Below are 20,850 nucleotides of genomic sequence, written 5' to 3'. Positions count from 1 at the left end.
TCCGCTTGGAGTCCATTGATAAATTGGGAAAAGTTGTTTAAACAACAGGTGCACCTTCTAAGCTTCATTGGTCGATGCGTAACATCAGTTAATACTTCTGAAACGCACCAATATCAATCCCCTTACCCCGTGGTCGTGCCGTGTCATTAATATTAGTGGAAGGTATGCAGGCAGAAAGTCCCTTTCCAATAGCTGGCGAGCTGCTCTTGAGGCGATAGTCTCCGCCGCCTTCACGGATATAGTTGACAAACTGAGGATCGGCACTAATTGTTCCTGACACTTGACTTAGAGCATTCGGTCCCATCATAAAATTTCCATAAATACCGCTACGATATATAATATTGTTTTTAATGCAATTGATACCTATGTCTTCTATAAGGTTTGGGCCACCTATCCCACCAGCACTGTCATAGATTATATTGTTATATATCTTGATGTTGTTGCCGGGACACTTGCCCGTGTAGCGTTCTGTACATCCGCCATCATATTCTATGCCGGTATAGTTATCAGCAAATACGGTATTGTTTGAAATCTCCAGATCATGTGGGTCATGGCCTGCAAGAATCCCATAATTGGTGTTATGGACTATATTGTTCTTGATGGTTCCGGAGGAGGCATGGTAGATTCCATGAATCCAGTGGCATGTACCGCCAATGTGGTGAATAAGATTACCTGTTATGTCATAGTTATCGAACTGTGCTCCCGCATGCTGATCTACAGTTACACCGCCACCGCCATTGCTATCGCACCCTGAGCTTTCAGCGACGTTATGAATCCAGCTATTGCGTACAGATGAATTTCCACCTGTCATGTATATTCCCTGTCTGACGCTGGTGCCGCCTGTCCCGTCGATCTGGAATCCGTCGATATCGGTATAGCCGCCAACTACCCGCCACATAGTGATTGCGTTCTTAATTGGCACGATTTTTGCTCGCCATTTCGTATCGGAGACATAACGGATTCTGGCGGATACCGTGCCGCTCATTGTTGAGGTGATGGATTCGGCGTAGGTACCGGGCGCAACATGAACCGTGGTACCAGGGTTAACAACACTTGCGGCCTTCTTGATAGTGCGAAAGGGTGCTGACTGCGTACCGGGGTTGGCGTCGGAACCCGTAGTTGCAACGTAATAGTTGGTGCTTGTGGCGCCAAAGACGGTTAGGGCGCATGTCACCGCAACGAAGAAGGTGGCACTGCGTAGCGTGCGGGAAACCCGGAATCCCTTCGGAGGGGTGAGAGGGAACTTTAATAACGGTGTCTGAACAGCTATCACTCGATAGCTTTCATGTTGAGGAAAAAAGAACAAAAACATGCATCGGTCCAGTTCGGTATCTTTACGGCGCGCTTATACAAACGCTCGAGCCAACTCTGGCCCCGGCTTCGGCAAGGTCCCAAAAATCTGCCACACCGCTGAGGACTTCGGAAAAAGCACTACCCACAAGGTCAATCCGATCAGCATGAAATAAGTCCACAAACCCTGGTTCTCAACATACCACTCTTCCAGCGCACCCTTGTAAGGTGCTATGACATGGTCATAAAAATGCCGAGCGTCAGCATGACCATTCAGCAGATTTTCTTCGTCCCGAAACATGATGGATCCGATGCCCGACAAGCCCGGTAGCACCTGTTTTATAGCCGTCTGCGCAGTTAGGGTAAAGGCATCAAAGCAGCGTTGGGTTTGCGGGCGCGGGCCAATGATGCTCATATCGCCCTTCAGAATATTAAGCAGCTGTGGCAACTCATTGATCTTGGCCTTGCGCAGGAAACCACCCATAGCCAGAATGCGCGGATCGTTCTTGACCGTGACTGTGCCCGTGCCCATGGCCGGGCTGTTCTTGAGCATGGTGGCAAACTTGTAAAGCTTGAATACCTTGCCCCCTTTACCCACACGGTCTTGCAGAAAAAACACCTCACCCTCGCCCGTCAGGCGCAGCAGGATGGCAACGGGCACAAGCAGCGGCGACAACATCAGCAAGGCCAGGCTTGAGAAAAGAATGTCTAAAAGTCGCTGCATGGCTACATCCTTGCGTCTAGGTATTTGCCCGTTTCCTTGTGATCAAAGTCCGGAATCATGATGTTGAACAGGTCAACAATCCCGGCCTTTTCCCACGTTGGCTGCGCCTTGATTGCATCGAGCGTTTGCACAAAATAATCAAGTCGCGCCCGATCAAAATCCGCCGCGCTCTTAATAAGGCCGATACTGTCAAAGCGCGCCATGTCCAGCGTCTCTTTATCAGTAAAGAACTCTTCAAAGTCCTTCTCGCCCGTGGTGTCGCTGCTGAAAAAGTAGCACGGCCATTTGCGTTGGGCAATCAGTTCCTCGGCACGGTCGCGTGCTTCGTCTTCGCTGACGCACTGAAAAACCTCGTAACCCAGCGCGTTCAGGTAACGAACCGCAATGCTTGAGAACGTGGTCAGGTGAAGGTGTTCGCTGAGCTTGGGGAAGAATATGTCGCGGTTGTCGCCCAGCAGGCACGACATCAGGCACAGTTCGCCCGACTCCTGCGGAGTCACAAAATAACGCCGCACATCGTCAGGTGCAGAAATTGGCTGGCGCTTGGCAAAGCGCTGGTTAAAGCCATGCAACAGCGACCCATCAGAAAACGCCACGTTGGCAAACCGCGCCGTCGAGATGGGCAGTACCTGGCTAGCACGCATCAAAAACATTTCCATGATGCGTTTGCTGGCCCCCATCATGTTGACCGGATTGGTCGCCTTGTCGGTGGAAACGCAAAAATACTTTCGTGCGCCCCGCTCACGGGCCAGGTCAATAGTCTTGAGAGTGTTGAGCACGTTCACCTCAATCAGGCGCATCAGGGTGAATGGGTCTTTCTCAGAACGCACATGCTTGAGGGCCGACAAGTTAAGCACATAGTCATAACCGCCCGAACCATTCATCAACGCCTCAAACTCCCGACCGCCGCAGTCGATGGCAAAGGTGCGGAAATCGCCCCCTATATAGCCTAGCGTGCTGCGAATATCGCGCACAAGTTCCACCATGTTGTTTTCGCTGATGTCCACCACATGTAGCACCTGCGGGCTACGCTTGAAAATCTCGCGCGTGACAGCTTGGCCAATCGAGCCAGCACCGCCAATCACCAAGAAGCGACTGTCCGCCACCAAAGCAGAGATTTGCTGTTCGTGCCGGGAAACGTCTCCGTCAAAAAGCGGACGATCACGGCCAATCAATTGAAGGATGTTCATAAAGCACTGGAATTGAATGAAGACAGGGCAAGATCAGGCACGCTGGACGGAATGTTGACCAAACGCTCTTCCAGCCAGAGCGAGTTGGCAAGACCGTCGTGTTGACAATGGCTGAACATGGAAAGATGCGTCATCAAGCGCCAGATGGGCCGCGTCATGATGCCACGCGTGTTGGTGTATTCCAGAAAGTCATCCCGTTCCTGCCGCGAGCCAAGCACGATGGCATTGAGCCAATAGTTGGATGTGGCGCCCAGAGGAGAGCAGACGAACGTGACGCCCAGTGAATCAAAAAATTCGGCATATCGCCGTGCCACGTCTGCTTTGACAGCTAAAAACTCTGGCAAACGCTCCATCTGCGCGCAGCCCAGGGCGGCGTTCAGGTTGGGCAAGCGGTAGTTGTAACCGATCTCGTCATGCACAAACTCATACGGATGCGGCACCTTGGAGGTGGTGGTAATGTGCTTGGCGCGCGCCGCAATAGCAGCATCGCTTGTAATGATCATGCCGCCGCCGCCAGTGGTAATGACCTTGTTGCCATTGAAGCTGAGCGTGGCCATTTTGCCGAAGGTTCCTGTATGACGAGTTCCCACATAGCTGCCCAGTGATTCGGCCGCATCTTCTATCACCGGGATGTCATATTCATCACAAATGGCCATAATCTGCTGAATGCGGCACGGATGGCCAAAGGTATGCATGGGTACGCAGGCCGCCAGCCGGCGACCCGTCGTCTTGTTGAACGTCTGGCCATTGCGCAACTGGGCGTGCTGAGCCAGGAACTGCCGCAGCGCCTCAGGACTCATGCCCAAAGTATCCCGGTCTACATCCACAAACACCGGATGCGCCCCCACGTAGCTAAGCGCATTGCAGGTGGCAATGAAGGTCACCGCCTGCGTAATGACTTCATCATCCCGCTGCACGTTCGTCAGCTTCAGCGCCACATGCAGCGCCGCCGTGCCGTTGACGGTAGCAATGGCAAAGGGAGCGCCGGTAAAGGCGGCCACCTGCTGCTCGAATTCTGTGACCTTGGCACCCACTGACGAAACGAAGGCTGAGTCGATGCAATCGATCAGGTATTGCTTTTCATTGCCTTCGAAGACGGGGCGATGCAGAGGGACAAAATCAGATCCATAGATATCTCGAACATGCGTCACCATTAGCGCATACCAATTAATTATGGTTATCATAATATTTTTTAATTATTTAGTATTCATTTTTTTGTAATCGAGCGTCTAATTTCTTCTTGTTGCAAAACCGAAGCCATCTTTGCAAGCACTGGCAAATGACTATTTTTAAAATTTTTTCTAAAAAAGAATAGGAAATTAACCGCAATCCAAATTACGGGGTGATAAACTACATTCAATCGACAGTAAGCCTTGCGAAAACCATGCTTACGAATGAGGTGCTCTTGAATGTCTGTATCATGTGCTATATTTCTTGCCCCATCACTTACATACCTACACCCCATTTCAACAAGGTACACTTTGTTCATTGTATAAAATAATGCATAACTAGGATAATTTCCAAGAAATTCTGGATCAAACTTCGCCGTGGAATAATCAACTACTTCACCATTAATAACAGTTGAACTATACCCAATTAACTTTCCGCTTGATCGATCAAAAACACCCCAAAACTCAACTTTTTTATCCAAAGATGCATTAGCAATTGAACGCTCAAAACAACTCCAAGTTAATGGTGCTAAGTGAGAGTTATATCTATCGAATGCTTTTTTATAAACCAAATACATTGGCTCTGTCATACATCTAGCATCTACACGTTTTACTTCGCAATTTGCTAAACCACGATTTATTTCGCTCCGATTTTTAGAGGTTAATTTTTCCAAAGGAGTAAAACTATCTTTTATTACATACCAAAACTCAGTCACCTCCGACATATCCCAATCACTTGTCCAGCGAACAAACAGCGCAGATCGTTTTAACACCAACAGGAACATGGGCCAACGATTAAATTTAATATTTAAATGTGGTGCAGAAAGTGGCAGCAATGCACCTCGATATTTTTGCCACTGAACCATCTCTTCCGTCTGAAAAATCATTGGAGAGACCTTTCATCTGAATTCAGAAACCGTTTCGCCAGAACTTTGTAAGTTTGATTCTGCAAAATCGCCGTTTTACCAGCTTGCCCCATGCAATTTCGCGCTGATTGAGACATAGCAGCGAGCTCCAATACCGCATCGACCACTGCAACGATATCACCCGGCGGCACTGTGATGCCACAACCAGCTTCCGTAACAGGATCATTGCCTGCACTTACTGAATGAACAACTGGCTTGCCAGCCATCATGTAATCCATGAGCTTGTTTGGCGATATGCCGAAGCGATAAAGCGGATTGGGATGCCAGCCGATATAGGCGATATCTACGTCATCAAGGAATCTTGGTATTGATTGCTTTGGAATAGCAGGCAGCATCGTGACGTTCGTCAACCCCTCACTCGCTACCCGCGCCAGCAGTGCTTCCCGATCCGGGCCCATGCCCACCATCACCACTTCAGCCTTGCCTTTCAAACGGCTCGCCGCATCCAGAAGCACATCCAAGGCATTGCTTAAACCATGAGTTCCGGCATAGCCGACCAAAGGCAGTCCTTTGGCGCGCAGTGCATCAAGGCTCTCTTTCACCTCTTGCGGCAGATCCGCTGACTGCGCCCATTCTTCTTCATCCACGCCGTTTGGCACATAGACAAATTTTTGCGGCGCCATGCCACGCGAACACATGTATTCTTTAGCCTTTGGAAGGATGGAAACCACTTTATCCGCATGACGGTAGGCATAGTCTTCCGCCATCTGCACCCACATGATGAAAGGGTGCCACTTGGACATCCGGCCCAATTCCATGGGCGAGAGCGGCCACAGGTCATGCACCTCATACACCAGCTTGGCATTGGCCAGTTTGGCAATGCGCCGGGCCGGCCAGATGTCCATGGGGTAGGTACTAGAAGCAATGACCACATCAGGTTTGAAGACGCGCGCCAGGCGCGGGCCGTCACGCCACAGCGCACGCATGAATGCCAACATATTTTTGACTCGCCCCGCACCATTGCCTTGGTAGCTTGGGGTGGCATACCAACGGTAATCTATGCCTTCGATCTGTTCATTTAGAACAAACTCATTCAACTCAGGTTGTATGGCGCGGATGTGTGAAAACGAGGCAGCAACGATCTGCACGCAGTGCCCCGCACGCACCCATTCGCGCGCCAAATAAAACGGCCGAAACTCCATACCGTGTCGGGTGGAACCCGCATAGTGGTTAATCAGCAATATGTTCATGTTGCCAAGTCCTTGGCAAGCTCCACCACGATTTTTTGGGCGGCCCTGCCATCGCCATACGGCATGATGGTCTTGCCCGTGCTGCCAACCGCACCTTGAATAGTGGCTGCCAGTTCACCCGCACTATTGGGCGGTGCCAATCTGTTCCAGTCAGCCTCAACTAACTCCACCCATTCGGTTTCGTCGCGGACAGTAACGCAGGGCACTTGGTAGAAAAAAGCCTCCTTCTGCACACCGCCGGAATCCGTAGCAATCACGGCAGCGTATTTTTCAAGCTGCACCATGTCCAGATAGCCCACCGGCTCGATCAGATGAATCTGGCGGGACAATTTTTCAAGCAGCCCCATCTGCTGAAGGATCGCGCGTGTCCGGGGGTGCAGAGGCCACACCACCGGCAAAGACCGGGCCGTAAGCTCCAGCGCATGCACCACGTTGGTCAGGCGTTGAAGATGCTCTGTGTTCTCGGCACGGTGAATGGTGACCAACACATACGCTCCGGGTTTAAGTCCCACACTGGCCAACAGACCGCCTTCAGGCTTCACACGGGCACCATGGTGCAGGGCCACGTCAAACATCACATCACCAACAGGGAGAATCTGATCTTCGTGAAAGCCCTCATGCCTCAGGTGTTGGACCGCGGCTTCGGTCGGAGTGAACAGCCAGCGAGAGATGCGGTCCGTGAGGATGCGATTGACTTCTTCTGGCATTCGCATATTGAACGAGCGCAGACCAGCCTCAACATGCGCAACCGGAATATGCAGTTTGGCGGCAGCCAATGCCCCAGCCAGCGTGGAATTGGTGTCGCCATAAACTAAAACCACATCCGGGTGCTCTTCCAGCAATACCTTTTCAATCCCCATCAACATACGACCGGTCATTTCACCGTGCCCACCACCGTGAATGTCCAACTGATAACGAGGCGTGGACATTGCCAGTTCGGCAAAAAACACATCCGACATGTTGGCATCGAAGTGCTGGCCGGTATGCACCACGACTTCCTCCATGCCAAGTGTGCGGGAAAAAGCAGCAGTGACGACACTGGCTTTGATGAACTGTGGGCGTGCACCCAAGACGGTAACAATTTTCATAATTGTTTTTTGGATTTATTGAACAAGCGATGGCCAAAACATTAGCTGGTTAAGCATGCGGGTGTCGGCACCGGCACGCGGAGACATGCCGGAATAATGTTTTCGGTGTAGCTCAGGCGCTCTATTAGTTGGTGAACAATTGCGCTTTCTTATCGCCATTCCATACACGGCCCACAAGTTGTGCAGCAAATTTTTTAGTGGTATCAAGCGCAGGCAACTCGCTGGAGCTCAAGTCATATACCGGCTGCATTACCGCCCGGTTTTTTGGAGCGAGTACATGCGCAACGGCTGCGGGCATCGTTATGTCACATCCAATGTTTTTGACTATAAGCACGCCTTGCACGTCAGCTACCAGCTTCGCTTTGAGGCTGCCAGACTCCACAAAACAAATGTAGGGCTCCAGCTTGGTGTAGGCTTCTATCAGGTTATCGGCCAACTGGATCAATCGCCCGGTTCTGCCACAACGCTGCGCTATCGCTTCCAGGTTGTATAGATATTCCTGAATGTCGTACAAACGTAGCTGTCACTCTGTTTGATCAGTTGCGAAGCCAAAAGCTCGTTGCGCAAAAAGACTCGGTCTTGCGTGTCCCATAGTTTCCAAACTGCTGCCTTCAACGTGCCGCCGCATCCAAACGTACTTGCAGCCAAGCCAATACCCTGCGCACGTGCGGCTGCGACGACCAGTGCGAGTAATGTAAACAGCACGTCGACAGATAGCAGGTGGAGCAATATCCGGCGAGCCAACTCATTGCGAAACACCTTCAACGCGCTAGAACCTGATCGTAGAAACTGAGCAGTTTGACCTCTTCAATCGACCAGTTGTACGTTTCAAGTACGGCGCGGTGCCCGTTTTCACCCTTGCGGCGCGCTTCTCCAGGATGTGTCACCAAGAAGTCGATAGCCTGCGCAATGGCCGTCGGGTCCAGCGGATCGACACACAACCCGCAATCGTTGCCCTCAATAATTTCTCGCCAAAGTGGAAAATTCGATGCAATAACTGGCACACCAGCGGACATATATTCAAACATCTTGTTAGGCTGCGCATCAACATGATTGGGCAAAGGAAGAAATGTCACCAACCCAGCAACTGAACGCCCCAGCACATCGCGAACGCCCAGCCGATCAACAAAGCCCAACTGATTGACTCCTTGCCAACCCGGCATTTTCTTGGCCGCAAGCTCGACAGTAGGCTCCGAGAACACTCCAACCAGATTCAAACGCACGGGAGATAAAAGCTGGCCCATGGCGGCAATAACTTCCGTTATTCCACGAATAGAAGCAATGCCGCCTACATAGCAAACTTCGGCCTGCTTGTTATGCCAAGGGATAGCAGCATCCAATTCTCCAAGGACGGGAAAATTGTTGATATCCACCGTATGTGGGTTGATCGACAGAAACTTGTCGCGAATGCAAGGAGTAGCAGCTACGAGGCCATCAAACTTGCTGCAAGCGTAACGCTCATACAACGAGAAAGCACCTGCCAATGCACGCAAGCGCACCGGGCCTAAATAAGGTTTACCCAGTAACTGTTTGGGCACATCTTCGTGAGCATCAAAAATAACATGCTTACCTATGCGCTTGAGTTTTAATCCCACGGGAATCAACTCAGGATCGTGAAGATGATAAATGTCTGCATCGAGCTGAACCGCTTGGCGGAACACACGTTTCGTCGTCGTCAACATGCGTTCCAGGCGTCCCGGTAAATGCCCAACATCAAATATCTGAATCCCGTCCAGAATTTCATGGCCATTACCGTCCGCCACGACCATGGAAACCGAAAAACCTGCTTTAGCAAGACTGCGGCACTGTTTAATGAATATACGTGTGTCACCGCGAGAGTGAGCTGACGTGAGATGAGAAACTTTCATTAAATGTTTTATCAATAATTAATTGCAAACAACTCGTCCGCTAAAACACTAATTTCTATGAAAATAAAGTATTGTGAAATGATGTATTTTTTCTACCCGGAAACGGTCATTAATTTTCTTGATGCCCGACGTTCACTCCTCATTAGCCACACTATAAAAGTAAGCACCGCGACACCGGATGAAACCATTGCTGTTGTATATGCCTGCTCCGTGATTAAAAGCGCATAAACTGCCGCAACAAAAAAAACATCCTGTCTTTTAAAATAATAAAAAAAGTTGTCTAATATTGAAAAAAATAAGCCAACAAACAAAATCGCTCCTACGTACGCAAAAATACCGCTGTTTGCGAATGAGTATAAAAATGCATTCGTATTAGCATTCGTCTCAGAATTTCCCAAATACTTTGATCCAACATAAAACGTTACAGAACCATAGGACTTATCAAGTCCAAAAAGAAAAGAACTCAAATCATAATTTGTAATTAAATCATAAAAATATGATTGCAAGACACCTTGCACAACAAAAGCTCTTCTGACAAAGATCTCAGCAATATCAGAAAATCCAAAAATAGCATATTCGCCCAGTGCCAATAAGCAAATAAAAATAATTCCACAAGAAATAACTATCGGTAGCGTCTGTAGCTTGTTTCGTCTCGTCATAGCTCCCATGAGTATAAAGATCAAAGTCATCAGAAAAGGGGCCTTCGAACCTTCCAGCCAAAATGAAAAAACTGCAAAAAGAATGCTACATATCAAAAGTAATATTTTATGCCTCAGTGCCCCAACATAACCAAGAAAAGGGGCAAAACCATTAACTGCCATCGATAATAAATAGGCGATAAAATTTTCCTGCCCGATTTTTGCACGTCCTTCGAGACGTCGCTCATACATTGAGCTCCAATCAAAACCAGCATTGATACCACGAGTAGCAGCCACCAAACCAGCCAGCGCAATGACCGCAGCCAAACCATAATACAAAACGTTGGCATTAAAACAACCAATTATCTTCAACTTGAACTTAAGAATATGGAATTTTTTTACCACCAGAGCGGGAATCAACAACATGACAAACAAAATTATTGCACTGGATTGATTAACTGTAGCTGCCACCCTCGAAAAAACCGCACACGATAAAAGAACAATCATTCCATAAAATAAAAGAAAAAAATCGGACGGTTTTTCAACCTTTGCAGGCACGATAAACGCAACGCCGCCTATCATAAGCGCAGAAAATATTAGACTAATTCCATCCAACTTCAATGGTAAATATCCCAGATAAGCATTGGATTCTGAAATTTGCACAAAATATACCAAATGCAAAAAGACAGCCGTGACAGCAATAATCAATGTATTTTTTAATTTGCTTTTTTTCATTTCCAATTTCTCCAGCTCTATTGAATTAAGAGCAGAGTGAGTTCTTCATCTAAGCAATAGCAATAGCAATAGCAATAGCAATAGCAATAGCAATAGCAATAGCAATAGCAATAGCAATAGCAATAGCAATGCTCAAGAGTAAATAGTGATTTTTTTTCCTGTCATACGAAAGCTCAGCCTTTGCATTTTCTTGATAAAATTCTGGAGACTGATCCAATTAGGATATTCAAGATAGCTGTGCTGAGGTGCTAGAATTAATTCCTCAAAATCATTGCGCCCGATTCCCAACTTCTTACACAGATAAGAGATATCGGCTTCAAGCTCGTTCGGAGAATACAAGGGTTCTGACAGTTTTTCCATAGCCTCGTCGCGAGACATTTGCCCTGAAACTATCAAACTCGAAAAATGAGGCCGCCGCTTGTCATACCCAAACCTGGCTGGTAAATAGTAATTCTGGAAAAATTTCGTGAAGATTGATTCACCGTGCTTTCGTCCATACGCTCGCCATCCGATTTTCTGCTCCAATTCGGTAACGGCCATTTTTTTATCATAGGGCATATAGTTCAACGGACGGACAGTGCGGAGCTGTTTGACGAAGGGATACCAGAGGTAGTAATCGAAAAAACTGACAGTCTTGTAATCCTTTAACCGGCGCTGCCCAAACTTGCGATGGATTGCATGAAGATTGATGGCATCCATGGCACTCCCAGTCCATGATTTTGGGTAAATACCCTCGGTTGCCAAATTACCACCGCTAAGCACATACTTGATGCCATGTTTAGTCGCATAGTGATAAATGCTCGCGAAAAAGATATGGTCCTGTGGTACATCCTGGTTTGAAATTCCTGAACGCAGAAATGCTAGTTGCAAGTCCCGCATTTCTTCCCAATCCACCACATGGGTGTGTAGATCAAAATTGCAAAACTTCACTATTTTTTCAATGTTGGCAACAGCCAGCTCACTGTTCCAACCAGCATCAACATGCACAACCAAGGGCCTCAAACCTTGTTCATACACTTTAAGTGCGAGGTAAGAGCTATCTACGCCACCGCTTAGGCCAAGAATACAATCGTAAGGTTTTCCTTTACCCGCTGCCTTCATTTGATCAACCATCACAGCAAGACGCCTGGCACCTTCTTCATTGGGGAACCATCCTTTGGAGCTTACTTCGTCAAACTCACGGCAGTGGTTACATATGCCCTGAGTATTGAAGCTGATCGCTGGGTCGCTGCTGTCCATCACGCAACGGGTGCAAAGCTGATATTCGGTATTCATTTACTTATCCAGTAAAGACACAAGGTCGTTGTATTGAGGGTAGGTAATAAGCACAGCACGGTGAGGACCGTGAAAAATGAACATCGCGCCTGCTGCTATAGCACTGGCGCCGGCGTCCACGGCAGCACGCAGATCAGATAATGTGGCCGCCCCGCCTGCAGCGATGACGGGAATTGGACATGATTGTGTGGCAGCGCGGATCAGTGCCAGGTCCATGCCTGTCAAGGTGCCGTCACGGTCAACAGCAGTAAGCATGACTTCACCTGCGCCGGCGGCAACCGCCTTATTTAGAAAGTCTTGCCAAGGTACTTCCAGCATTTTTACAGTGGAAGAGGAGTAGAGACGATAACTAGCGAAAAGGTTCTTTTTGATATCGACTGAAACAACGACGCTCTGGCTGCCGTAGCGATCTGCAATGTCACGAACTAGCTGCAAATCAGCCAAAGCCGAAGTCTGAAGGCATACTTTCTCCACTCCCAAAGTAAAAAGACGTTTGGCCTGCTCAACCGTGCTGATACCTCCACCGTAGCAAAGGGGCATGAAACATTCACCGGCAAACTGTTCGATCAGTTCGTAGTTAGGCTCTCGCTTCGCCTTGCTCGCCTCGATATCGAGAACGATTAGTTCATCTACTTCTTTATCGTTGAAGATACGAATGACGTTGATAGGGTCGCCCACATATTTGGGATCCTGAAACTTTTTAGTTTTTACCAGGCCGCCATTCTTCAGCAACAGGCAGGGAATCACGCGATGCTTCAACATCTCAGATATCCAAAAATCGCTTGATTAATGACAGGCCAAACCGATGGCTTTTTTCAGGGTGGAATTGAACACCATAGACACTCGCCCTGGAATAGGCAGAGGGAAAACGATGCCCGTATTCCGTGGTCGCCAAAACATCATTCTCTTCCGCGCACACAGCGTAGTAGGAATGATCAAAGTAATAACGTTTTTCTTCCTTATCGCTGGGAATAAGGCGGTTAGTCTTTTGGGCGTGAACAGTATTCCAACCCACATGCGGTATGCGCATTGCCGAATCGGTACCCAAAACGAATCTTTTAAACTTTGCTGCTATGAGCCCAAGTCCCGGTAGCTTGCCTTCCTCGCTACCCAAGCCTAATAACTGCATACCCAGGCAAATTCCAAGCAAGGGGACGCCAGCAGCGGCACGGGTTTGCAGAATAGCTGGTAATTTCTTGGCGTGTAAATGACTCATGCCTTGATCGTAAGCACCAACACCAGGCAGTATCAGCTTACTGGCCTGCTCAATCACTTCATGCGATGCGGATACGGTGGCGTCGCCGCCCGCCTTGCGAATCATATTCAGCACAGAGGCTATGTTGCCGCACTCATAGTCTACGATAACAATCATGAGAGAACTCCATGAGCGGCGCGGTATGAAATAAACAAATAGATGATGTACAACGCGCTGTAACCGAGTGAATACATCTGAACAGCGCTCATTAAGCTACCGGTTAAATAAAACGCGGCCCAAGTCATGACAAGTAAAGCAATCTGCCATCCTAAATCTTGTAGTTGCTTGTTGGCAATGTACAGTGTGTAACTCAAAGGATTGGCAATAAATTCCATGAAATACATAGGGGCCAGCACCTCTGCAAAGCGACCGGCCATAGAGAAGTCTTTACCGAATACGAGCACAAATGCCGGCTCTCCAAAAAAAAACAAAAGAGTGAACGGAATAATGGCCATCAATAGCAGTGCCCGAAAAGTGTAGCGATAGGCATCAAGGCAGTTGCCTTTCTCGCGGAAATCCCTGCCAGCCTGTTCCTTAAAAACAACCAGTATAGAATTGGCAAGCAAACCTATCGGCCCGGAGAGGACGCGCAGAGTCAGCGCATACAGAGCAACAGATCCCGCACCAAAGCGTATTGCAATGAGAAAAATAGGTATCTGAGTGGCAAAGGTATTGATAAAATCGGATGGCATGGCAATTACCGGGAAACGATAGTACCGTTTCAGTGTTTGTGTCAGCCCAGCAACATTCACGCTAGCCAGAAGTGATTGCGGATGAAGTCCTGCGCGGTACATCAAAGCCATCGTGATGATGAAGGAGATCGCAAGTTGCCCATAGACAAGTCCATCAAGTCCTGCGCCTGCCAGGCTGAGTGCCAATTGAGTGAGTGCAACTGATCCTGCCAATACCACCTTCCCGTAGGCCATACGCTTGAACTGAGACCTGTACACATAGACGGCCAGCAAGGTCAGGCAGTTGGCCATGACGACCGCATACACGGCCCATGCCACTGAATATCTACCCGCGACTCCATCCATAAGAGACGTGCCGGGGAATTGCTGAAAGGCAATTGCTGTTAGTAGTCCGGCGACACCAACACCCACGCTAATCACAAACACCGCTTGAAATATCCCTTTCACCTGCTCTTCGCTCTGTGCCATAAATACTGCCATGTCCAACCGGGCGGAGGCAATAACAATCAAAACGGATGTGGCACCAAGCCAAACAAAATAAGCTCCGAGTTGGTCAGTCGGAACAATACGCGTCAGCAGTGGCAGGATGGCGATGGGAATGATTTGGGCTATCGCCGTACCGCCAAGCACCGTCGTTACGTTTTTCCAGAACGTCGGTAGCTTCATTACTGAATAGTTCATGCGGGAATCTCGCATGCCAGGGCAACCCGCAGTTGATCAGCGATTGTGGCTTGATCGGCTTGCGTCAAATACGGATGCATCGGCAAACTCAGCACTTGCTGCGCCACTTCGTCCCCCACCGGCAAACGGGCCTGCTTATCGGCCACGGCAGGCTGCTTGTTCAGCGGAACAGGGTAATGCACGGCGGTCGGAATCCCGGCTGCTTTTAGTTTTCCCTGCAGCGCTGAACGGCTTTCCACCCGTATGGTGTATTGCGCATAGACGCTGGTATTGTGCGGCTCGATGTACGGCGTGGTGACAATCCCTACTTGGTTAAGCAGCCGGTCATAGTTGCTGGCCACCTGCTGACGCAACGCAATTTCTTCTTCAAAAATCGCCAGCTTAGGCAGCAGGATGGCTGCTTGCAAGGTGTCCAGGCGGCTATTGACACCCACACGAATGTGGTGGTAGCGCCGGTCTTGACCGTGTCGGGCGATCTGGCGCATAACTTTAGCCAGTTCGTCGTCGTTGGTGAAAAGAGCGCCGCCATCGCCATAGCAGCCCAAGGGCTTGCTGGGAAAGAAACTGGCGCAGGCAATGGTGCTGAGGTTGCAGCTTTTCCGTCCTTTGTAGCTGGCGCCAAAACTCTGCGCGGCGTCTTCAATCACAGGAATTCCGTGTTCGGCGGCAATGGCGTTGATGGCATTAAAGTCGGCGCACTGACCGTACAGGCTGACGGGGATGATGGCTTTTGTGCGTGGCGTAATCGCTGCTTCGAGCAGATTCGGGTCCAGGTTGTAAGTGCGGGGGTCAATGTCCACGTACACCGGCTTGGCACCGAGCAAAGCCACGGTTTCAGCGGTAGCGATGTAAGTGAAGCCCGGGGTGATGACTTCGTCACCCGGGCCGATGCCCAGTGCCATTTGGGCAATTTGCAGCGCGTCGGTGCCGTTGGCACAGGTGATGCAGTGTGTGGAGCCGGTGTAGGCGGCCAGCCTTTCTTCCAGCTCGGCTACTTCCGGGCCGAGGATGTACTCGCCGTGGTCCAGTACACGCTGAATGGCGGTGTATAGCTCGCTTTTGATGCGGACTTGCTGGGTTTTAAGGTCAATGAAATCAATCATGAGTTGGTACTTTAGTAGGCCGCATGCTGGCCTTGTTGTTATCTAAAATAATCACGAATGTTGCGCAACAGGGTCAGTCTTCAGCCATCTTTTGCAACCTTGGTCTGGCCGCCCAATAACGAAGCCCTTCATATATCCGGACTGCGTTATCTTTTGCATTTACCAACGAGTTGCTCTGCCACTGTCGTGGATGAATTAGCAACTTGACAACCTGATCACCGCGTTTTATCGCTGCTATTGGATCAGCCGGTTTCCAAAATTTTGGATACATAACATCCGAAAAACGTGATGACAAACGATCCACTAACTCAGCATCGTAAGCTTCGTAGTCAATATTCATTAACTGGCGAATCTCTGGAGTCAGCAGCTCAAAATTAACTATTCCTAAACGGCGATTTACAAAATCACCATGTGCCGCAATGCCGCGCAGGGGCAAGCCGCTATTCCTCCTCAATGCCGCCAGATTTTTGCAGAACAGTTCGCCAGCATGCTTCCTTAAATGGTCGAGATTGGAGGTAACTTTCAATCCTTTACGCTTTGCGACTGTCGCTATTTCCTCAAAGTGATATCCGACTTCGCCACCACCTGTATGGATTTCGTTCATCAGAGCGATGTCAGCAGTTTGGAGTCTAAAAAAAAAGGTCGCGCATATGTCATGCCGGCGTTCAAGTTGCCAGATTGCCTTCGCCGTCGCCACATCGGTATCTATGTCGTGTCGCAAAATAAGGTAACGGGAACGCCCCTCCAGCGAACCTTCTCTCGCCAGGGTAAGAAAGTGACGAATGGACAGGACTTGATAACCTTCAAAAAGAGCTACAAGCAGCACACGCTCCAACTCATCCAGGCGAGACGGCATCAAGAAATCATTGAAAAATCGGTAAGCAATTTTTTTCATGACAAGGCTATTTCTTTTTAAATAGCATTGTGTTTAATGAGTTGGCTGCCATCCAGAACATAAAGCGCCCCGGTGTGCTGGCACACGGCCTCTCCCTGCCCTTGGCATGGCAGGGGCAGTCGCTCGCCAAACTCGCTCATCCAGCCAATCTGCTGAGCGGGCACGCCCACAACGAGCGCGTAGGCGGCTACGTCTTTGTTAACCAGCGCCCCGGCACCGGCCAAGGCGTATTCGCCAATGGTCACGCCGCAAACAATGGTGCAGTTGGCGCCCAGGGTGGCACCTTTCCTGACCAGGGTGTTTCTGTATTCTTTCTTGCGTTCGACGAGGGCGCGCGGGTTGTACACGTTGGTAAACACCATGCTGGGGCCGCAAAAAACACCCTCCTCCAGCATGACGTTGTCATAGACGCTGACGTTGTTCTGGATTTTGCAGTGGTCGCCTATAACGACCTTGTTGCCGACAAAGACGTTTTGACCGAGGGACACACCTTTACCGATACGGGCACCACCGCAGACATGAACGAAGTGCCAGACGCGGGAGCCTTCACCGATTTGGGCGCCGTCGTCAATGATGGCGCTGGGGTGCTGGGTATAGGGATGGCTCATGCCAGCAGCCGCTTAACATAGGGGTGAGCATCGTCGCCGGCGACGGCCAGCGTTGCCGTGCGGATGACGTTGACAGTTTCAATGCAGTGGCGCGCATCTTCCAGGCCGTAGCCGCGACCGGCCAGGATTTCCTGGTAGCTGGTGGTGTGCAGGTCGGTAAAGCCGTCAGAAAACTCCAGTTGTTCGCCGCTGATGTCGATGTTGCGATAGGTTGAATTTTTACCCTTGACCTTGTCAGGCAGGTCATTCGCATCGATGGATAAAAACCAACGTACACGGGCGCGTTCGTATTCAAGATAGCCCGCGGCCTTGGCGTCAGCCCTGTAATGCGTGACATTTTTCTGCAGGCGGCCAAAGATGAAGTGCAGCATGTCGTAGAAATGCACACCGATGTTGGTGGCAATGCCGAAGGACTTGCGTGGATCGCCCTTCCAGCTTTCGGCAAACCACTTGCCGCGCGAGGTGATGTAGGTCAGTTCTACGTCAAACTTGGTGTCGTCAGGGGCAGCAGCCACTTTGTCGCGCAGCTTGCGGATGGCTGCGTGGTGGCGCAGCTGCAAGATGTTGAAGACGTGCTTGCCGGTTTCCTTTTCCACCCGTGCCAACTCGTCGAGCAGTTCTGGATTGGGCACCAAGGGTTTTTCGCAGACCACGTCACAGCCCAGGCGCAGGCCAGCGGCAATGTGGGGGTGATGTAGGTAATTGGGGGAACAGATGGCGACGTAATCGAGCGCGGTTTGAGGCTTGCGCTTGAGAAAGTGGGCAAATTCATGGAAACGTTCGAACTCGGTGAAAAATTCACTTTCAGGCGAGATGCTGTCAATAATGCCGACGGAGTCATTGATGTCGTAGGCCACTGACAGGCGGTTGCCGGTATCTTTGATGGCGCGCATGTGACGCGGGGCGATGTAGCCGGCGGCGCCGATCAGGGCAAAGTTTTTCATTTTTTTATTGAAGGGGATTACAGGCGGAAAACGGTAAAACCGGCTGCTGCTGCGTGTTGGCGGTCAAGCAGACTTTTCACGTCGGCCAATACGGGTTTGGAACCACGGCAGAAAGTGCGCAGTTCTTTTGGCGTGGCATTGCGGTATTGGTTGTGACCGACGGCCACGACCAGCGCGTCGACCTGATTTTCAGCATCCACGATGCCCAATTCCAAGCCGTGTTCGAGCATCACTTCCTGGGCGCTGGCCCAAGGGTCAGCCACTACGACGCAGGCTCCCCAAGCTTCAAACTCGCGCACCATGTCCACCACTTTGCTGTTGCGAATGTCGGGGCAGTTTTCTTTGAAGGTGATACCCAGCACGCCGATGCGGCAGCGCGGAACGTCCATGCCATTTTTGAGCATGCGCTTGATGGTGCTACGCGCAACGTAGCGGGCCATGTTGTCATTGATACGGCGCCCAGCCAGAATCACCTGCGGGCGGTAGCCCACTTCCTCGGCTTTATGGGTGAGGTAAAACGGATCCACGCCGATGCAGTGACCGCCGACGAGCCCTGGGCGAAAGGGCAAAAAGTTCCATTTGCTGCCGGCTGCCTCCAATACGTCGAGGGTGTCGATGCCCAGCCGTTCGAAAATAACCGCAAGTTCGTTGACCAGCGCGATGTTGAGGTCGCGCTGGGTGTTTTCAATCACCTTGGCGGCTTCAGCCACCTTGAGGCTTGTCGCTCTGTGGGTACCGGCGGTGATGATGCTGTTGTACAGGGCATCAACCGTGTCGGCGGTTTGGGGCGTACTGCCGCTGGTTATTTTTTTGATGGTGGTCAGGGTGTTGACCTTGTCGCCGGGGTTGATGCGCTCAGGGCTGTAGCCGCAGAAAAAATCAACATTGAATTTCTTGCCGCTAAACTTTTCAAGTACAGGCACGCACACCTCTTCAGTCGCTCCCGGGTACACAGTGGACTCGTAAATGACAATGTCGCCTTGCTTCAGTACTTTGCCAACCGTCTCGCTCGCCTTGATCAGCGGCGTTAAATCCGGGCGGTTGACTTTGTCTACAGGCGTGGGTACGGTAACAATAAACACATTGCACTCTGCCAGCGCGGCGAGGTCCGTGGTAAATACGAGCTGCGTGGACTGGCGCAGTTCCTCAGGTGAGACTTCCAAGGTATTGTCTACACCTGTCTGCAATTCGGCCACGCGTCTGGCATTGATATCAAAGCCGACGACGTGGTATTTTTTGCCAAATTCGACCGCCAGTGGCAGACCGACATAACCAAGGCCAATCACGGCGACGAAAAGATTGCCTGCAGGGTTTTGCATGTTTTTCCTATGATTTTTGATTAGAAAAGCAGGGATGCGAAAAAGGGCAGTGATTTCAAATCGCTTTGGAAGCAGTGGCTGCAGCAATGGTTGCGGGGCTAAAGCACCACCTGAATTGCGTGAGCCGCACGTAAAAGGCTGAGTACAGTAATACACAAACCGCAAACCCAAGAATTAGCATGAGCGTGTTGTTACGCCACTGAAGGGCGATCGCGACAGGCAGCAAGTTGGCAAGCCACATGAGAGCGCCAGTAGCTGAATTGCGAACCAGCGTGGATGACCGTGGAAGAAGTCGCGGCACCAAGCGGCACTTAACCAAACTGTGCAAATGCAGGCGGTCAGGAGCACCTAAGCTGACCTTGCGGCGATGGCGGCGCACGATGCTAAGCAATACTTCGATTATTGGAAAGCCGCATATCAGCAACGGCGCCCATGCTGACACTTCGTTATGGCGCTGAAGCAGCAGCACAGCCAACCAGGCTATGACAAAGCCGAGAAAGTAAGCACCGCCATCGCCCAAAAATATCTTTCCCATCGGCCAGTTAACCATGAAGAATCCAACGACGGCACTGGCCAAAATCAGAATAGTTGTGGCTAGGAGCTCGTCGCCCAGGATGGTGGACAGGAAAGCCAAAGCGACAAGAATAATGAGAGCAGTTCCACCAGAAAGGCCATTAAAGCCGTCAATGATGTTGAGGGCGTTAGCAATGCCGCCTACGGCAAAGGCAGTAAAGGCAACTGAAACAACGGTGAAACCGAGCAGCCAGTCAAGACCCCACACATTGGCGTAGGTGATCGAATAACCGGTGATAGCCCAACCCAGCACGCCAGAGCTCATGGTAGCCAGCAAGCGGGTGCGTACGCTGACGCGCTTAGTAATGTCTTCGAGCAGACCAAATGCAAAAGCCGGAATGCTGGCAACGATCAGCGGCCCAAGCAGAGAATTTTTGTCGAAATCAACCATCAGATGGGCTGCAACGACACCCGTCACAATGCCAATGCCACCAACACGGCAGGTTGGATGAACATGAAACTTTTGAACGCCTTGGGTCGAGTCCATGCTGTAGTGGCCATGCCAGCCTTGGGAAACAACCAGCAACAGAGTCACTAGCAACGCCACACTTCCTGCGAACCAGGCTGCCAGTGAAATGAGACTAAAAAAATTTGGCATCGTTGGACTTTCTAACGAGAATTTTGTCGTTAGCCAGTGCGCTACAGGCGTCAAGGCGGTAGCACGCAAGGGCTGCTCTGCACAGTTTT

The 20,850-nt window shown here is 50.3% G+C and carries 20 protein-coding genes; all 20 read right to left on the bottom strand.

Annotated features, from left to right (window positions below):
* Positions 1 to 88: 88 nt before the first annotated feature.
* Complete coding sequence (locus tag ACP7AD_RS05445; protein ID WP_426145353.1) at positions 89 to 1,312, bottom strand: DUF1565 domain-containing protein; 1,224 nt, start codon at positions 1,310 to 1,312, stop codon at positions 89 to 91.
* Between the two features lie 33 nt (positions 1,313 to 1,345).
* Complete coding sequence (locus ACP7AD_RS05440; RefSeq protein WP_426145352.1) at positions 1,346 to 2,014, bottom strand: sugar transferase; 669 nt, start codon at positions 2,012 to 2,014, stop codon at positions 1,346 to 1,348.
* A gap of 2 nt (positions 2,015 to 2,016) precedes the next feature.
* A complete protein-coding gene (locus ACP7AD_RS05435; RefSeq protein WP_426145351.1) occupies positions 2,017 to 3,204 on the bottom strand; it encodes a UDP-N-acetylglucosamine 4,6-dehydratase in 1,188 nt (395 codons plus the stop codon).
* Positions 3,201 to 4,358, bottom strand: coding sequence for a LegC family aminotransferase (locus ACP7AD_RS05430; RefSeq protein ID WP_426145350.1), 1,158 nt, complete (start codon positions 4,356 to 4,358; stop codon positions 3,201 to 3,203). The genes ACP7AD_RS05435 and ACP7AD_RS05430 overlap by 4 nt, the downstream gene beginning before the upstream one ends.
* 53 nt (positions 4,359 to 4,411) lie before the next feature.
* Complete coding sequence (locus tag ACP7AD_RS05425) at positions 4,412 to 5,260, bottom strand: hypothetical protein (RefSeq protein ID WP_426145348.1); 849 nt, start codon at positions 5,258 to 5,260, stop codon at positions 4,412 to 4,414.
* Entirely contained in the window at positions 5,257 to 6,489 is a 1,233-nt protein-coding gene (locus ACP7AD_RS05420) for a glycosyltransferase family 4 protein (protein ID WP_426145346.1), read from the bottom strand. Before ACP7AD_RS05420 ends, ACP7AD_RS05425 begins: the two co-directional genes overlap by 4 nt.
* On the bottom strand, positions 6,486 to 7,577 hold the full coding sequence (wecB, locus tag ACP7AD_RS05415; protein ID WP_426145344.1) for a non-hydrolyzing UDP-N-acetylglucosamine 2-epimerase: 1,092 nt from the start codon (positions 7,575 to 7,577) through the stop codon (positions 6,486 to 6,488). Before wecB ends, ACP7AD_RS05420 begins: the two co-directional genes overlap by 4 nt.
* A gap of 124 nt (positions 7,578 to 7,701) precedes the next feature.
* On the bottom strand, positions 7,702 to 8,091 hold the full coding sequence (locus ACP7AD_RS05410) for a hypothetical protein (RefSeq protein WP_426145343.1): 390 nt from the start codon (positions 8,089 to 8,091) through the stop codon (positions 7,702 to 7,704).
* A 247-nt stretch (positions 8,092 to 8,338) separates the two neighbouring features.
* Positions 8,339 to 9,445 carry a glycosyltransferase family 4 protein gene (locus ACP7AD_RS05405; protein WP_426145342.1) on the bottom strand — a complete coding sequence of 369 codons (1,107 nt, stop codon included), beginning with the start codon at positions 9,443 to 9,445 and terminating at the stop codon, positions 8,339 to 8,341.
* Between the two features lie 92 nt (positions 9,446 to 9,537).
* Positions 9,538 to 10,818: a hypothetical protein gene (locus ACP7AD_RS05400; RefSeq protein WP_426145341.1), complete on the bottom strand. Its 1,281-nt coding sequence runs from the start codon at positions 10,816 to 10,818 to the stop codon at positions 9,538 to 9,540.
* A 132-nt stretch (positions 10,819 to 10,950) separates the two neighbouring features.
* A complete protein-coding gene (locus tag ACP7AD_RS05395; RefSeq protein WP_426145340.1) occupies positions 10,951 to 12,093 on the bottom strand; it encodes an N-acetyl sugar amidotransferase in 1,143 nt (380 codons plus the stop codon).
* Positions 12,094 to 12,855, bottom strand: a complete 762-nt coding sequence (locus tag ACP7AD_RS05390) for an AglZ/HisF2 family acetamidino modification protein (RefSeq protein ID WP_426145339.1) — start codon at positions 12,853 to 12,855, stop codon at positions 12,094 to 12,096.
* Between the two features lies 1 nt (position 12,856).
* On the bottom strand, positions 12,857 to 13,465 hold the full coding sequence (gene hisH / locus ACP7AD_RS05385; protein WP_426145337.1) for an imidazole glycerol phosphate synthase subunit HisH: 609 nt from the start codon (positions 13,463 to 13,465) through the stop codon (positions 12,857 to 12,859).
* Entirely contained in the window at positions 13,462 to 14,721 is a 1,260-nt protein-coding gene (locus tag ACP7AD_RS05380) for a lipopolysaccharide biosynthesis protein (RefSeq protein WP_426145335.1), read from the bottom strand. The genes hisH and ACP7AD_RS05380 overlap by 4 nt, the downstream gene beginning before the upstream one ends.
* On the bottom strand, positions 14,718 to 15,824 hold the full coding sequence (locus tag ACP7AD_RS05375; RefSeq protein WP_426145333.1) for a DegT/DnrJ/EryC1/StrS family aminotransferase: 1,107 nt from the start codon (positions 15,822 to 15,824) through the stop codon (positions 14,718 to 14,720). The genes ACP7AD_RS05380 and ACP7AD_RS05375 overlap by 4 nt, the downstream gene beginning before the upstream one ends.
* A 73-nt stretch (positions 15,825 to 15,897) precedes the next feature.
* On the bottom strand, positions 15,898 to 16,719 hold the full coding sequence (locus ACP7AD_RS05370) for a hypothetical protein (RefSeq protein ID WP_426145331.1): 822 nt from the start codon (positions 16,717 to 16,719) through the stop codon (positions 15,898 to 15,900).
* Between the two features lie 17 nt (positions 16,720 to 16,736).
* A complete protein-coding gene (gene wbpD / locus ACP7AD_RS05365; protein WP_426145329.1) occupies positions 16,737 to 17,327 on the bottom strand; it encodes a UDP-2-acetamido-3-amino-2,3-dideoxy-D-glucuronate N-acetyltransferase in 591 nt (196 codons plus the stop codon).
* On the bottom strand, positions 17,324 to 18,271 hold the full coding sequence (locus tag ACP7AD_RS05360; protein WP_426145328.1) for a Gfo/Idh/MocA family protein: 948 nt from the start codon (positions 18,269 to 18,271) through the stop codon (positions 17,324 to 17,326). The genes wbpD and ACP7AD_RS05360 overlap by 4 nt, the downstream gene beginning before the upstream one ends.
* Positions 18,272 to 18,288: 17 nt before the next feature.
* Positions 18,289 to 19,590: a nucleotide sugar dehydrogenase gene (locus tag ACP7AD_RS05355; RefSeq protein ID WP_426145326.1), complete on the bottom strand. Its 1,302-nt coding sequence runs from the start codon at positions 19,588 to 19,590 to the stop codon at positions 18,289 to 18,291.
* A 55-nt stretch (positions 19,591 to 19,645) separates the two neighbouring features.
* Positions 19,646 to 20,830: an MraY family glycosyltransferase gene (locus ACP7AD_RS05350; protein ID WP_426145324.1), complete on the bottom strand. Its 1,185-nt coding sequence runs from the start codon at positions 20,828 to 20,830 to the stop codon at positions 19,646 to 19,648.
* Positions 20,831 to 20,850 lie beyond the last annotated feature (20 nt).

The sequence above is a fragment of the Polaromonas sp. DSP2-3-2b2 genome, from assembly GCF_049895905.1.
Lineage (GTDB): Bacteria > Pseudomonadota > Gammaproteobacteria > Burkholderiales > Burkholderiaceae_C > Polaromonas.
Note: the sequence above shows the minus strand (reverse complement) of the source record. Positions and strands in the feature narration are given on the sequence as shown.